This is a genomic window from Paenibacillus sp. J2TS4, from assembly GCF_018403245.1.
Lineage (GTDB): Bacteria > Bacillota > Bacilli > Paenibacillales > NBRC-103111 > Paenibacillus_L.
In genome coordinates, this window is sequence record NZ_BOSH01000003.1 from 214,873 (window position 1) to 228,905 (window position 14,033).

Annotated in this window: 13 protein-coding genes; 6 read left to right on the forward strand and 7 right to left on the reverse strand. The window is 52.2% G+C overall.

Annotation, left to right across the window (positions count from 1 at the left end):
* Window positions 1-2 precede the first annotated feature (2 nt).
* From KJS69_RS08320 to gyrA, 4 genes are all read left to right on the forward strand, one after another.
* Entirely contained in the window at window positions 3-953 is a 951-nt protein-coding gene (locus tag KJS69_RS08320; RefSeq protein WP_213583270.1) for an ABC transporter ATP-binding protein, read from the forward strand.
* Complete coding sequence (locus KJS69_RS08325) at window positions 946-1,938, forward strand: ABC transporter permease (RefSeq protein ID WP_213583615.1); 993 nt, start codon at window positions 946-948, stop codon at window positions 1,936-1,938. The genes KJS69_RS08320 and KJS69_RS08325 overlap by 8 nt, the downstream gene beginning before the upstream one ends.
* Window positions 1,939-2,003: 65 nt before the next feature.
* Window positions 2,004-3,983: a DNA topoisomerase IV subunit B gene (parE, locus tag KJS69_RS08330; RefSeq protein ID WP_213583271.1), complete on the forward strand. Its 1,980-nt coding sequence runs from the start codon at window positions 2,004-2,006 to the stop codon at window positions 3,981-3,983.
* A 14-nt stretch (window positions 3,984-3,997) separates the two neighbouring features.
* A complete protein-coding gene (gene gyrA / locus KJS69_RS08335; RefSeq protein WP_213583272.1) occupies window positions 3,998-6,460 on the forward strand; it encodes a DNA gyrase subunit A in 2,463 nt (820 codons plus the stop codon).
* A 132-nt stretch (window positions 6,461-6,592) separates the two neighbouring features.
* On the opposite strand, the gene KJS69_RS08340 is transcribed toward gyrA, so the two are convergent.
* Window positions 6,593-6,763 (reverse strand): hypothetical protein, encoded by a 171-nt coding sequence (locus KJS69_RS08340; protein WP_213583273.1) that lies wholly within the window; start codon window positions 6,761-6,763, stop codon window positions 6,593-6,595.
* A gap of 220 nt (window positions 6,764-6,983) precedes the next feature.
* Between KJS69_RS08340 and KJS69_RS08345 the strand changes: the two genes are divergently transcribed.
* Window positions 6,984-7,394 carry a MarR family winged helix-turn-helix transcriptional regulator gene (locus KJS69_RS08345; RefSeq protein ID WP_213583274.1) on the forward strand — a complete coding sequence of 137 codons (411 nt, stop codon included), beginning with the start codon at window positions 6,984-6,986 and terminating at the stop codon, window positions 7,392-7,394.
* A gap of 8 nt (window positions 7,395-7,402) precedes the next feature.
* Here KJS69_RS08345 and KJS69_RS08350 read toward each other — a convergent pair whose 3' ends face one another.
* The 6 genes from KJS69_RS08350 to pxpB all read right to left on the reverse strand — a co-directional run bounded on the left by KJS69_RS08350 (window position 7,403) and on the right by pxpB (window position 13,448).
* A complete protein-coding gene (locus KJS69_RS08350) occupies window positions 7,403-8,125 on the reverse strand; it encodes an RluA family pseudouridine synthase (protein WP_213583616.1) in 723 nt (240 codons plus the stop codon).
* Entirely contained in the window at window positions 8,125-8,997 is an 873-nt protein-coding gene (locus tag KJS69_RS08355) for a class I SAM-dependent methyltransferase (protein WP_213583275.1), read from the reverse strand. The genes KJS69_RS08350 and KJS69_RS08355 overlap by 1 nt, the downstream gene beginning before the upstream one ends.
* 301 nt (window positions 8,998-9,298) lie before the next feature.
* Complete coding sequence (locus KJS69_RS08360) at window positions 9,299-10,780, reverse strand: spore germination protein (protein WP_213583276.1); 1,482 nt, start codon at window positions 10,778-10,780, stop codon at window positions 9,299-9,301.
* Between the two features lie 126 nt (window positions 10,781-10,906).
* On the reverse strand, window positions 10,907-11,668 hold the full coding sequence (locus tag KJS69_RS08365; RefSeq protein ID WP_213583277.1) for a LamB/YcsF family protein: 762 nt from the start codon (window positions 11,666-11,668) through the stop codon (window positions 10,907-10,909).
* Complete coding sequence (locus KJS69_RS08370) at window positions 11,650-12,693, reverse strand: 5-oxoprolinase subunit C family protein (RefSeq protein ID WP_306434399.1); 1,044 nt, start codon at window positions 12,691-12,693, stop codon at window positions 11,650-11,652. Before KJS69_RS08370 ends, KJS69_RS08365 begins: the two co-directional genes overlap by 19 nt.
* Entirely contained in the window at window positions 12,690-13,448 is a 759-nt protein-coding gene (gene pxpB, locus KJS69_RS08375) for a 5-oxoprolinase subunit PxpB (protein WP_213583278.1), read from the reverse strand. Before pxpB ends, KJS69_RS08370 begins: the two co-directional genes overlap by 4 nt.
* 230 nt (window positions 13,449-13,678) lie before the next feature.
* Here pxpB and KJS69_RS08380 point away from each other — a divergent pair, with 230 nt between their 5' ends.
* A complete protein-coding gene (locus KJS69_RS08380) occupies window positions 13,679-13,996 on the forward strand; it encodes an acetyl-CoA acetyltransferase (RefSeq protein WP_213583279.1) in 318 nt (105 codons plus the stop codon).
* The last annotated feature ends 37 nt before the right edge of the window (window positions 13,997-14,033 follow it).

The following is a 14,033-nucleotide window of genomic DNA, read 5'->3' on the forward strand; positions in this document are numbered from 1 at the left end:
GAATGCCGGCGACGGAGCAAGTTCTGACGGTTCGGAATTTAAAGAAAAAGATCCGGGGAAAATGGATCATTAAAGGAGTTTCTTTTGATATAAGGGCAGGGGAAGTATTTGGCTTTCTAGGACCCAACGGTTCCGGTAAAACAACAACAATCCGTATGCTCGTCCGGCTGATCAAGCCGACGGAGGGAACCATTTCGGTCTGTGGAGTATCGATGAGCGAGAAACCGACGGAAGCGTTGAAAAATATCGGCTGTATTGTAGAGAACCCCGAGCTTTACAGTTATTTGACCGGGTGGGAAAACCTCGAACATTTTGCCCGGATGCTGCCGGATATCTCCAGGGATCGGATTCAGCAGGTTGTGGAGATCGTCGGGATGGACAAGCGAATCCACGATAAAGTCAAAACATACTCGCTTGGAATGAGACAACGGCTGGGCATCGCTCAAGCGTTGCTGGGACGCCCTAAGCTGCTAATTCTCGATGAACCGACAAACGGGCTGGACCCGCAGGGCATTAAAGAAATGAGAGAATTTATTCGCGAGCTGGCGTCTACCGGCTTAAGCGTCTTCGTCTCCAGTCATTTGCTAAGCGAAATTCAATTAATGTGTGACCGGGTAGCCATTATTACTCAAGGCTCCGTCATTGCGGTGGGGGAAGTAGACGAGCTGATCGCCCAAACAGAAAACATTATCGTTTGGAAAGTAGACCGTTTCGCTGAGGCGAACGGACTTTTCCAACAACAGGGGATCGCTACCGTCACAGAATGGTCGCGAGCTTATGAGACGGAAGGAAAGGGACCGGGGGAAATTGCTACTCACCTTACGGAGGAAGCGATACCCGGCGTTAATCAAATGCTCGTCGCTTCGGGAATCGGTGTGTCGGCCATTACTCATAAAATTCCAACGTTGGAAGATTTGTTCCTGCGGCTGACGGAGGGTGAACAGATTGGTTAGCCTGTATCCACTCGTACAGAATGAAACGATCAAGATGTTGAAAAAGCGCAGATTTCTCGTCGTCATCCTTATATTAGCGGTTCTCATTCCGATGTTTACCTATGCCCAGATGAAAGTGGCCGAAAATTATCGCAAGCAGTTCGGCACGGAAGATTGGCGGGTGACGACGCAGCAGCAGATTATCGATTATACGAATCGATTGAGCAGCAACCGGGTAGCCGAAGAATGGAAGAAGGTGCTGCGCATCGAAGTGCAGAGGCTGCAGTACGCGTTGGAGCAAAATGTAAACCCGCAATGGCCGAACGGGGTTACTTTTATGAGGGACTTTATGAAGAATTCGGTCGGCTTGTTCATTCCGCTGCTAATCGCTGTCATTGCCTCCGATATTATTTCCTCGGAGCATTCGACCGGAACGATCAAGCTGTTGTTGACAAGACCGGTGCAAAGATGGAAAATTTTGATGAGCAAGTGGATAACGCTGGTTTTGTTTGTCGGGCTTATTATTCTGTCCACCGGAATTTTATCGTATCTTATTTCGGGCTTTGTTTTTGGCTATACAGGATGGAATATGCCGGTGCTGGTCGGTTATCAGCTTGTTGGCGATGAATTAAACACCGATTTTGTTCACGCTATCCCCCAATGGCAATTTATACTAATGGAATTCGGGCTTGCCTGGTTCTCCTGTGTAATCGTTGCCTGCTTGTCGCTGATGGTTTCCGTTCTGGTTCGCAGCACGGCCGCCAGCATGGGGATCATGCTCGCGATGCTCATTGCCGGTACGATACTTACGAACATGGTATCCTCCTGGGAAAGCGCCAAATACTTGTTTATGGTAAACTTGGAGACGATCCATTATTTAACCGGCTCCTTGCCGCCCGTACCAGGCATGACGCTTACCTTTTCATTAATAACCTTGGCGGTATGGGGAGCGGCGGGACTGGCAATCGCTTTTATTGTTTTTACACGTAAGGATATAATGAATTAGAGCAAGAAGATTATAGCTGTCATTCTCAAAACGTCTTAGTTCACATTTCGTTAGGAGGCACATGAATGGCCGAGCAGTTAAACTCGCTTACGGAAGAAACTACAACACCGCGTACGGTTGATTACGGGGCGGATGATATACAAGTATTGGAAGGATTAACGGCTGTTCGCAAACGGCCGGGAATGTACATAGGAAGCACCGGAACGTCCGGCTTGCATCACCTGGTGTGGGAAATTGTCGACAATGCCGTCGACGAGCATCTGGCTAAACATGGCACGCAGATTGAAATTATTATCCATAAAAATCAATCGATTACGGTTCGTGACAACGGCCGGGGAATTCCGACGGCCATGCACAAGACGGGGGTCCCCACACCGCAAGTCGTCTTTACGATGCTTCACGCGGGAGGCAAGTTTGGCGGAGCGGGCTACAAGAAATCCGGAGGCCTGCACGGTGTCGGAGCCTCGGTTACGAACGCTCTGTCTGAGTGGCTGGAGGTGGAAATTTATCGGGACGGTAAAATCCATAAACAACGCTTTGAATATTGGGTGGACGAGGATGGAAAAGAGCATGTCGGAGAACCGGTTACCGGACTGGAAGTGATTGGCACGACCAATCGGACGGGGACTAAGGTTTCGTTCATGCCGGATAAGCGTGTGTTCGCCAACGGAATTGGCGTTAGCTACGACACATTGGCCGAGCGGCTTCAGGAAATTGCCTTCCTGAATTCCGGCTTGAAGGTAACGATTAAGGATGAGCGCAACGATAAAGCCGATCAGTTTGAATATGATGGGGGGGCCAGTCAATTTGTTCAATTTTTGAACGAAGGGAAGACGGCCTTGCACGACGTCGTTCATTTTACCGGAGAGAAGGATGATATTGAGGTCGAGGTTGCGCTTCAGTATAATGACGGGTACACCGAGACGATCGTTTCATTCGTAAACTCCATCCCGACTAGAGGCGGAGGAACACACGAAACCGGGTTCAAGACGGCCTACACCCGGGTTATGAACGAGTATGCCCGAAAGACGGCTATTCTGAAGGAGAAAGATAAAAATTTGGACGGGGCTGATCTGCGGGAAGGACTAATGGCCGTCATTAACATTAAAATGAGCGACGTAGAATTTGTCGGTCAGACGAAGGACCAGTTAGGCAGTTCAGCGGCCAGAAGTACGGTAGACGCGATTGTCGCCGATAATATGGCGGTTTTTCTGGAGGAAAATCCGCAAGTCGCCCAGATGATGCTTAAAAAAGCGGTTCAATCCGCCAAAGCTCGAGAAGCGGCCCGCAAAGCCCGGGAAGAAGTGCGCTCGGGTAAAAAAGGCAGGAGTGAAAGCTCGAATTTGAACGGGAAGCTGACTCCGGCGCAATCCAAAGACTACGCCAATAACGAGCTGTTTATCGTGGAGGGGGATTCCGCCGGCGGTTCGGCCAAGCAGGGCAGAGATTCGAAGTATCAAGCAATTCTTCCGCTTAAGGGTAAGCCGATGAATCCGGAAAAGGCCAAGCTGCCCGATATATTAAAGAACGATGAATACAGAGCGATCATATCCGCAATTGGGGCGGGAGTCGGCAGCGAATTCGAGCAGGACGAGAGCAATTACGGCAAAATTATCATTATGACGGATGCCGATACAGACGGAGCTCATATCCAGGTGCTGCTTCTGACCTTCTTCTATCGCTATATGAAGCCGTTGATTGATTCGGGTAAAGTCTATATAGCCCAGCCGCCTTTATACAAGCTTACGAAGAAATCCGGGAAACAGACGGTGGAGAAATATGTCTTCAGCGATGAAGAGCTGCAGGAGCATATGAAGGTCATGGGCAAAAATGTTGAAATTCAACGCTATAAAGGTCTCGGGGAAATGAACCCTGAGCAGCTGTGGGATACGACGATGAATCCGCAAAGCCGAACTCTGTTTCAAGTCATGATCGAGGACGCGGCCAAGGCTGAACGCCGGGTATCCACTTTGATGGGAGATAAGGTCGATCCCCGTAAACGGTGGATTATCGAAAATGTGGATTTTACGGAATTTGAAGAATAGAGGGGACAGACGCCATGAGTACGCTGGAGCAATTTTTACCTGCCTTTTTAGAAGATGTGATGGGGGACCGGTTCGGCCGCTATTCCAAATACATCATTCAAGACCGGGCGATTCCGGACGTTCGTGACGGACTGAAGCCGGTTCAGCGACGTATTCTGTATTCGATGTATGAGGCTGGCAACACACCGGATAAGCCTTACCGCAAATCGGCCAAAACGGTCGGAGACGTCATGGGAAACTACCATCCACACGGGGATTCTTCGATTTACGAAGGGATGGCCCGAATGGCCCAGTCTTGGAAGATGGGGCATGTGCTTATCGACGGACATGGAAACTGGGGCTCCCAGGACGATGACCCTCCGGCGGCCATGCGTTATACGGAGGCACGGTTGTCGCCGATCGCTATGGAGATTCTGAGGGACATAGAGAAACGAACCGTCCAGTTTAAGGATAACTTTGACAATACAGCCAAAGAACCGGTCGTATTGCCTTCGCGTTTTCCTAATTTACTGGTTAACGGAGTGAGTGGGATCTCCTCCGGATTTGCTACGGAAATTCCAACTCACAATTTGCGCGAGGTGATCGATGCCTGTATAGCTATTATGGACGACCCGGAGATGAGCCTGGAGCAATTAATGCAGGTTGTCAAAGGTCCGGACTTTCCAACCGGCGGCATTATTATGGGGGAGGAAGGAATCCGTGAGGCTTACCGGACGGGCAAGGGACGGATTTATTTGCGCGCCAAGACGACTATTGAAGATTTGCGGGGTGGAAAGCAGCAAATCGTTATCTCGGAAATTCCTTATCAAGTCGTAAAGTCCCGCCTGGTAACCGCTATGGAAAATATTCGGCTGGAGAAAAAAGTCGAGGGGATTGCGGAGGTTCGGGACGAAAGCGGCCGCAACGGGCTGCGAATTGTCGTCGAGCTGCGGAAAGAGGCTGATGCTCAAGGCATCCTCGCCTACTTGTTAAAACGAACCGATCTTCAGGTGACCTATAACTTCAACATGGTGGCCATCGTTAACAAAACCCCTCAGCAGCTTGGCTTGAAGCAGATGTTCGAGGCTTATATCGCTCACCAGAAAGAAGTGGTAACCTATCGCACCCAGTACGATCTGGAGAAGGCGGAAGATCGGGCTCATGTCGTCGAGGGACTCGCCAAAGCGCTGAATATTTTGGACGAAGTCATCGCTACAATTAAAGCTTCCAAAAACCGCCAGGACGCCCAGAAAAACTTAGTCGAACAGTATAGTTTCACGGAAAGACAAGCCGATGCCATCTTAACGCTTCAGTTGTACAGGCTGACTAACTTGGAAATCACCTCGCTGGAGAAGGAATTGAAGGATGTTCGCAAAACGATCGATTATTTGCGGTCCATTCTGTCCAGCGAGCGAAAGCTGCTGAAGGTGATTAAAGATGAACTGATTGAAATTCGCGATCGATATGGAATAGATAGACGATCGGAAATCCAGGGGGAAATCGAAGAGATCAAGGTCAATCTCGAGGTCATGGTAGCGGCCGAGGATGTGTTTGTCGCTTTGTCCAACGAAGGATATGTGAAGCGAACGAGCAAGCTTTCCTTTACGAGATCGGGCGGCGAAATCGACAATACCGGTCTCAAGGAAGGGGATTTCCTGCGCTTCGTGCTCGATGTCAATACGATTGAGAGTCTGTTGATATTTACATCAAAGGGTCAATATTATTTACTGCCGGTGCATCAGATTCCGGAGTACAGATGGAAAGAGAACGGAACGGCGATCGTCAACATTATACCGATTGCGAAGGAAGACCGGATTGTTTCCGTCATTCCGGTAAAAGATTTTGAAGAGCCCGGAAAGTCGGTCGTCTTTGTCACTCGCAAGGCGCAGGTGAAGAGAACGGAGCTGAAAGAGTATTTCACCAACCGTTCCAACGGGATCATTGCCTGCAAAGTAGCGGAGCAGGATGAGATCATTGAGGTTCAACTGTCGGATAACCAGAAAGACATGTTGCTGGTTACGAAAAATGGCATGTGCATCCGATTCATGGAAGATGAAATCAATAGCATGGGCCGGGCCGCCGGAGGAGTCCGGGGAATTCAGTTAAAGGATGACGATGAAATCGTCGCCGCTGAATGGGTAAAAGGAGAGGAAGGAGAAGTGTTGGTTATCTCCGATCTGGGATACGCTAAACGTTCTCTTTTGCTCGATTATCCGGTGCAGGGCCGCGGAGGCCGCGGTGTGTTCACTTTTGAGTTCAAGGACGGCAAGCGGGTTCGATCGAACGGCTCGGTCATTATGGGGGCTTTTGCGGTTAAAGAAGAATATGAAATACTGACAGTCCTGTCCGAAGGCGACAAGCATCTAGTCTCGACGGAGATGGCGCCCATCGAGGAGCGCAAATCCACTGGAAAATCGCTTGTACCGGCGACGAAGGCGAATCGGATCGAATATGTCGGCAGAAGAGCGGTCATTGAAGAAGCTCCCAAAAAGCTGTAACTAATGCTTCATTCGTCAAAAAAATCAAGTCTATCCTAATGGATCCCGCGTCTGGATGGAAGAACAAGCCAGTAACATGTGGATCAGCCTGTCCTGATGGACCGAGCCTGAAATGATGCAGGCCCAACTATACTAGTCGTAGCCGATAGACGGCGGATCGATTTTTTCTAGCAAATGGAGTGCAATTTCCAAAACGGCCCAAGCTGGCATTGGTTCTTCTAACCTGTCCTGCCAGCGAGGGTCGTTTATTAATCCTTCCTTCAAAGCGCGAATAACGATTTCCTGCTTCATTTGGCTATCCATGTCGCTTCCCCCTTCCTAATCAATCAAAACAGGGTGAAATTCTACAGGATTTGATCGTCTGGTCACCCGCCTATTTTATGTGTATGTTGAAAGTCGTCAAAAGTTACATATTTGCATCGATTAATGTCATAAAGTATTAATCGGCTTAACCTTTAAATCGACATTCGCTCAGTGCTATAATGGGGACAAATCAACAGGAAATCGGAGGGATTTTAACGTTATGTATACAAATGACTTTGCCAGGCTGTGGTTCAAGCTGTCCCGGGATCTGAAGAATCATATGGAGATTGGACTGGCTCCAACATTGACCGAAGGACAATTGAATGTTCTTGAGCTGCTCCATGACCAAGACCGGATGAAGCCTTCGGATTTCATTGCTCATTTGGAGACGACCCCAGCGGCTATTACGACTCTGCTGGACCGGATGGAGAAAGGCGGCCTGATCGTCCGCGAACGGGACAGTCATGACCGCCGGATTGTATGGGTTAAGCCGACCGATAAAGGCAGAGAGGAATGCGCAAGGGGGATAGAGCTTCGGGAGCAATTTCTGCAAATGCATTTGGACCGGATTTCTTCACATAATCAACAACTGCTGGTCTATTTGCTCGGCAAAGTGGCCAATGCTTCCTAAATTTCAGTTTAGGGACCTTTGAAATGGAGAGCCAGCTCATTCTCCCAATTCGTCCACGGAAAGGTTTGCGGAGGCGCGCAGGTGAATGTGACTATTTCTCGCTTTACCGGATGCTCAAAGGACAACCGTGAAGACCAGAGGGCTATTTGCTGCCCCGGACGGTTCCGTCCCTGTCCGTAACGTTGGTCCCCGTATAAGGGGCAGCCTTCAGTCGCCATCTGCACCCGAATTTGGTGAGGGCGGCCGGTAAGCAGATGAATCTCTACCAGACTCAACCCTTCCGCGGAACGAATGACCGAATAATCGAGAATGGCTTCCTTGGCGCCATCCTTTCCTTTAGGCACGGAATAAACCGTATTGGTTTTGCTGTCCTTGCGCAAATAATGAATCAGACGGCCGCGGGAAGCCTTGGGAGTCCCGTGTACGACGGCCAAGTAGCTTTTGTCCAGCTTCCGCGTCCGGATAATATCGGACAAGCGTGAGGCGGCTTTGGATGTTTTGGCGAACACCATGACCCCGCCGACAGGCCGATCCAATCGATGTACGAGTCCGAGAAAGACGTTGCCCGGCTTTTGATAACGGACCTTGATATCCTGTTTGAGCACCGACAGCAGGTCCGGATCTTTGGAATCGTCCTCCTGGGTTGGCATATTGACGGGCTTGACTACGACCAGAACATGGTTATCCTCATAGAGGATAGGAATGTTAGAACGGTTAGAGCTGTTCATCATCATGCATTGGCTTCCCAACGTCCTAATATTCCGCAGGGCAGCCGCAGCCCGGATGCGGTAATGGGCAGTCCGATTTCGCCGGAGGCGATCCTTCCGCCGTATTTTCTCTCAAGAGAGAGCGTTAAAATATTCGTCAGAACGGTGGCCGATATTCCTGTCGTATAAGAGTTGATCAGGAAAAAAAGAGGATGCTCGGACAAGATTTCGGTACACGATTGTACGAACGGATACAGATTGGTTTCCAGCTTCCACATTTCGCCGTTCGGCCCTCGCCCGTAGGAAGGAGGGTCCATGATGATGGCATCGTAGCGGTGACCGCGTCGCTGCTCACGCTGGACGAACTTGAAGACATCATCCGTTATGTATCGAATCGGACGGTCAGCCAAGCCGGATAGAGCGGCATTTTCCTTGGCCCATTGAACCATCCCTTTGGCAGCATCGACATGGACGACATCGGCGCCTGCTGAAGAACAGGCCACGGTGGCCCCGCCGGTATAGGCAAACAGATTTAGCACCTTGATCGGCCGACCGGCCTGGCGAATCTTATCCATCATCCAATCCCAGTTCACCGCTTGTTCTGGAAATAAGCCGGTATGTTTAAATCCTGTTGGCTTAATATGAAATTTCAAATGCTCGTACGAAAGGGTCCAACGCTCGGGCAGCTTGACTCGTTCCTTCCATTGGCCGCCTCCGCTGGAGCTGCGGAAATAGTGGGCGCTCGCCTCGTTCCACAGCCCGCTGTTTCGTTCTTCCGCCGGCCATATAATTTGCGGATCCGGACGTCTGAGCACATACCCTCCCCAGCGCTCCAGCTTTTCCCCGTCTCCGGTGTCCATTAGTTCGAATTCTTTCCAACGATCTGCAATGTACATGCAACTAATCCTCACTTTAACTGTATTGAATCGATAACTTCAATCCCTAATCAATTTCCTAAATCCAATTACTGAATCCGATCCTTAAATTCCAAACACTAAAATTTGAAATTCGGTTAAAATCCAGCAAATTCTTTTCTATTCTACAACACAAAGGATTGGTTTAGCCAGCAGAACCCGCTTGTGCATCATGTATACGGATTAGGGTCACACCGCGCGAGACTCTCAGCGCGCGGTGTTTGGCGCCGCATGACGGTGGTCAACCCCATGCGCTAAATCGATGGGAAATGTGAGCAAATCTTTACTTAAGGGTGGGATCCTCGGGATGCAGAATTTTGGGCCGCTTCTTTTTGGCCGGGACGGGCGAACGAACGATGACGTCCAATAAGGCTCGTCCGTTGAATGGAAGCAAGGGCCATAGATATGGGGTCTGGAGTGACTTTGTAAAAAGCAAGAGAAGGAACCAGACAAAGCAGCCGATCAGGAAGCCAGGCCAGTGAAGGCATCCGGCCAGGATCAGCAGAGAGATTCGGACTATTCGCAAGGCAAGACCAAATTCGTAGCTGGGCGTGGCAAAGGTACCGATAGCGGAGAGGGCCAGAAACAGGATGACATGGTTCGTCAACAATCCTACGTTAACAGCCACCTCGCCGATCATGAGCGCGGCAACTAACCCTAGTGCTGTGGCCAGAGCTGAGGGAGTGTGGATGGCGGCCATCCGAAGAGCGTCGATCCCGACTTCCGCCAAAATTGCCTGTATCAATAGAGGGATGGAGCCCTTTTCTTCCGGGGCAATAAAAGCGAGCCAGCGGGGAACGGAGGACGGATTCTGAGCGATTAACAGCCACAGCGGGAGCAAAACAGTGGAAGCGAGCATAGATAAGAAGCGGACCCAGCGGAGGTAGGCACCGATTGCCGGCTTCTGGCGGTATTCTTCAGCATGCTGAACATGGTGAAACAAGGTGGTCGGCGCAATCATGACGCTAGGAGAAGTATCGGTATAAATAAGGACGTGGCCCTCCAGCAGATGAATGGCGGCAACATCCGGTCTTTCTGTATATCGGACCAGAGGGAACGGATTCCAGTTTTTGCGGAACAAAAACTCTTCAATCGTTTTGTCGGCCATCGGCAGACCGTCAATCTGGATACGCTGCAGTCGATTCCTTATTTCGTTGACCAGGTCCTCGTCCGCAACGTCCTCCAAGTAGCTGATCGCAATATCGGTCTTGGAACGAGCGCCAACTTGCATATATTCCATTCGAAGAGAAGGGTCGCGCAATCTTCTTCGGGTCAGGGCAGTGTTGAAAACGAGCGTCTCCGTAAAACCGTCTCTGGCTCCCCGCACAACCCGTTCGATATCCGGCTCTTCCGGGGATCGAACCGGGTAAGTTCTCGCATCGATGACGAGCGCCTCATCACAATTCTCGACAACCAATGCGAGAGGTCCGGATAGAACAGAGGTGATCAGTGTATCCATATCGCGCACCTTGTCCACTTCGAGATACCCGATATGGGTGTGCAGCAATTGGGAGACGGTGTCTGTAGTCAATTCCCCTGGCTGCAGCTTGGCTAAATGAGTGGTGATAATATTCATGACATCGTCCTTGGCGAGGCCATCTACAAAGAATAACCCGAATCGGACACCGCCATAAACCAGCTCCCGATGAATCACGTCGAAGCTTTGATCCACTCCTAAAGCGTCCTTGAGAAAAGCTACATTATTGTCGAGATTCCTGGTCAGCCGCTGCTGCTGCTGGCTGATTCTGCTATCCGGATTGCGCATCTCTAATCCTCCCACGGATCTATAGTAGTCAGTTGCTGCTGAGTACTATTCATTTATTCCCGTAGGGGAAAGACTTCAAACCAATCCGGCCAAGAACCCCGAGAACCTCGTAAACCGAAGCCTCTATTATTGACTCACCGCGCATACGGCAATTCCCGCTGATACCAGGGCATCCCGGATGAGGCGCGAGGCGGCCAGTGCCTGCTCTCCATCACCGTGAATACATACGGTGTGCACCTCCAGCTTCACTTCCGGGCCCTCCAGCGAGCGGACGGTTCCTTCCATCACCATCCGAACGGCTTGGTCCGCCGCTTGCTGCGGATCGCGGATGAGGGCACCGGGGTGCGCGCGCGAAGTGAGCGATCCGTCCCGTTGGTACGTTCGGTCGGCAAAAGCTTCGCTGACGGTGGTCAGCCCGAGCTTTTGCCCGGCCCGGATCAGCTCCGATCCGGACAGCCCGAACAAAAGCAGGGACGGATCGATCCGCCGCACGGCCTCGGCGATCGCTTCGGCGAGCGGGGCGTTGGACGCCGCCATGTTGTAGAGGGCGCCGTGCGGCTTCACATGCCGCAACGTCCCGCCTTCGGACCGCACGAATGCATCCAGGGCGCCGATCTGGTAGACCACCAGATCATAAGCCTCCTGCGGCGTAATAGCCATAGGGCGGCGGCCAAACCCGACCAGATCGGGCAGCCCGGGATGGGCCCCGATCGCAGTCCCGGCTTCCAGCGCCAAGCGAACGGTCCGGCGCATAGTCGACGGATCGCCTGCGTGAAAGCCGCAGGCGATATTCGCCGATGTTACAAGCTCGAGCAGTGCTTCGTCGTTGCCCATCCGGTAAGCGCCGAAGCTCTCGCCCAAGTCGCAATTCAAGTCAACACGGTGCAAGAAATCCTCTCTCCTTCCTGTTGTTTGAGACGGATGGCCAGCTTAAGCATCCGCCATTCGGCTTCCCGCAGCAGCAGCATACTCTCGGCTTGCTCGCGGGAAATTTGCTCGAACGCCAGCATGTCTCCCGGCTTCGCCTGCGCCAGAACCGGCAGATCGACCGCAGCGATCTGGGCCAGCATCGGGTAGCCGCCCGTCGTCTGGCGGTCGGCCATCAGCACAATCGGGCGGCCATCGGGAGGAACCTGAACGGTTCCCGCCGTAACCGGGCCCGATAGCAGGTCCGCTGGCCGGGAGAGCGACAAGGCCGGCCCTTCCAGCCGGCAGCCCATCCGGTCGGAGCGGGAACTGACGAGGAAGCGGAACGAGCCGAAATCCAGCCGGCTTTGGTGCGTGAACTCGTCATATTCCCGACCGGGTACGAACCGGAGGACGGGGGCCTCCCCGTAAGGCGGCAGCGAGTCTGGGCCGACGTACCAGTCGGCGGCCGCCCACGACCGCGATCCGCAGCCGGCGGCCAGCCGGCCGGCCAGCTCCCGCGAGAGCGTGCTGGCGGCGCCGATGGGCAGCGCATCGCCCTGCTGCAGCGGGCGTCCGTGCAGTCCGCCGAGGCCGGCGCGCAAGTACGTGCCGCGGCCTCCGAGCACGCGGGGCACGCTAATGCCGCCGGCTACGGCGACGTACGCGCGGCAGCCCGACCGGCAGCGGCCGAAGCGAAGCGTGCTGCCGCCCTTGACGTAGACAGGGCGCCAGGCCGGCACCGCTTCGCCGTCGAGGGCGGGCGCGAAGTCTCCTCCGCCGATGGCGATTAGCGCTTCGCTCTCGAAGCGGAGGGCGGGCCCGGTCAACGTCATTTCCAGCGCGGCCTCCTCTTCATCATTGCCGACAAGGATGTTGGCCAGCCGGAAAGCGTAGGAGTCCATAGCTCCGCCAACGGGGACACCGTATTTTTGCAGGCCTGTCCTGCCGCCGTCCTGAACGGTGGTGAAGAGACCGGGTTGTTGAACAAGCAGCTTCATGTTCATGACGATCGTCCCTCCCAATGTTTATATTCATAGGACGAAATCGGTTGAAACCGGACCGTATCTCCTGCCCGAATTAAGGAGGGCGGGTGCTCATGCGGACGAAACAGGGCAAGCGGCGATCGACCGATCAGCCGCCAGCCCCCGGGAGTGGGCAATGAATAAATTCCTGTCTGCTCGCCGGCGATGCCGACCGAACCAGCCGGGATCTCCAGACGGGGAGTGGATAGACGAGGGGCTGCTATCCGCTTCGACATCCCTCCCAGATACGGAAAGGCAGGAGTAAAGCCAATCATGTAAACCAAATAATCTCTGCCGGCGTGAATGGCAATGACCTCTTCGGGAGTCAGGCCGTTGAGAATCGCAACGTATTCCAGGTCTGGACCGTACTCTTCGCCGTAGCATACGGGGATCGTCACAAGCTTGCCATCTCCTTCGGCAAGGGAGGCGGAGCGATCGGCTGCTTCCCGTACCCATTGACATACTCTTATATATGGAGAGTCTATGGAAGCCTCGAGTAATAGCGATGATTGTTTCTGAAAAACAAGAGCTGCTGGATCGTAATAGACCGCCAACGAGGTGAAGGCGGGAACGACCTCGATCAGGCCGGGGAAGGGGCGTGTCTCCAGCTCAGCCGCTAAAGACATAACCGCAAGATGAACATCCCGGTCGATGGAGTCCCCTAATTCAACGACAATGGCCGATTCGCCTAACGGATAAATCCGGGGGAGGGGAGGATGGAGCGGATCGGAAGACATACACATTTCCTCCTTGGGGCTATTATCAGCCCTTTGGTTAATTATCTTAACGATACAACCTAATGGATAGTCCCTGCAACCATAAAAGGCTCAGAACCCCATTATGGCCACATATAACGCGGCCGTCATCTTTTATCGCCAATAAATGAAAAGAAAAGCCTCTTCGCTATGAACCTCCCATTGGGCGAACGCATAGAATGAACAAATTCAACCCGAACGGAGGTCATGTTATGAACGGGCAGCCAGTTAGTCAACATATGATTTATCAAGTCGACGCAGAGCGGGTCGAAGCTTTAAAGTCTATCCGTCATAAGGTGCAGCAAGTATGTGGACAATGCATTCATCGGAAAGTGCGCGTGGAAACGATAGACGGACATATTTACGAGGGGATGATTGTCAATATTAGCAATGGACACCTTTATTTAAGTATTCCTCAGCCTCCCATGCAACGGGCGTTTTTTAATCCGTTTCAGAGCGTGTATTATAATAATGTCATTCTCCCCCTTGTGCTTTATGAACTGTTGGTTATTTCTTTGTTATCTACCTAATTAGCTTAAGCCAGCTTAAGCCTTAAAGAGCCTTCAC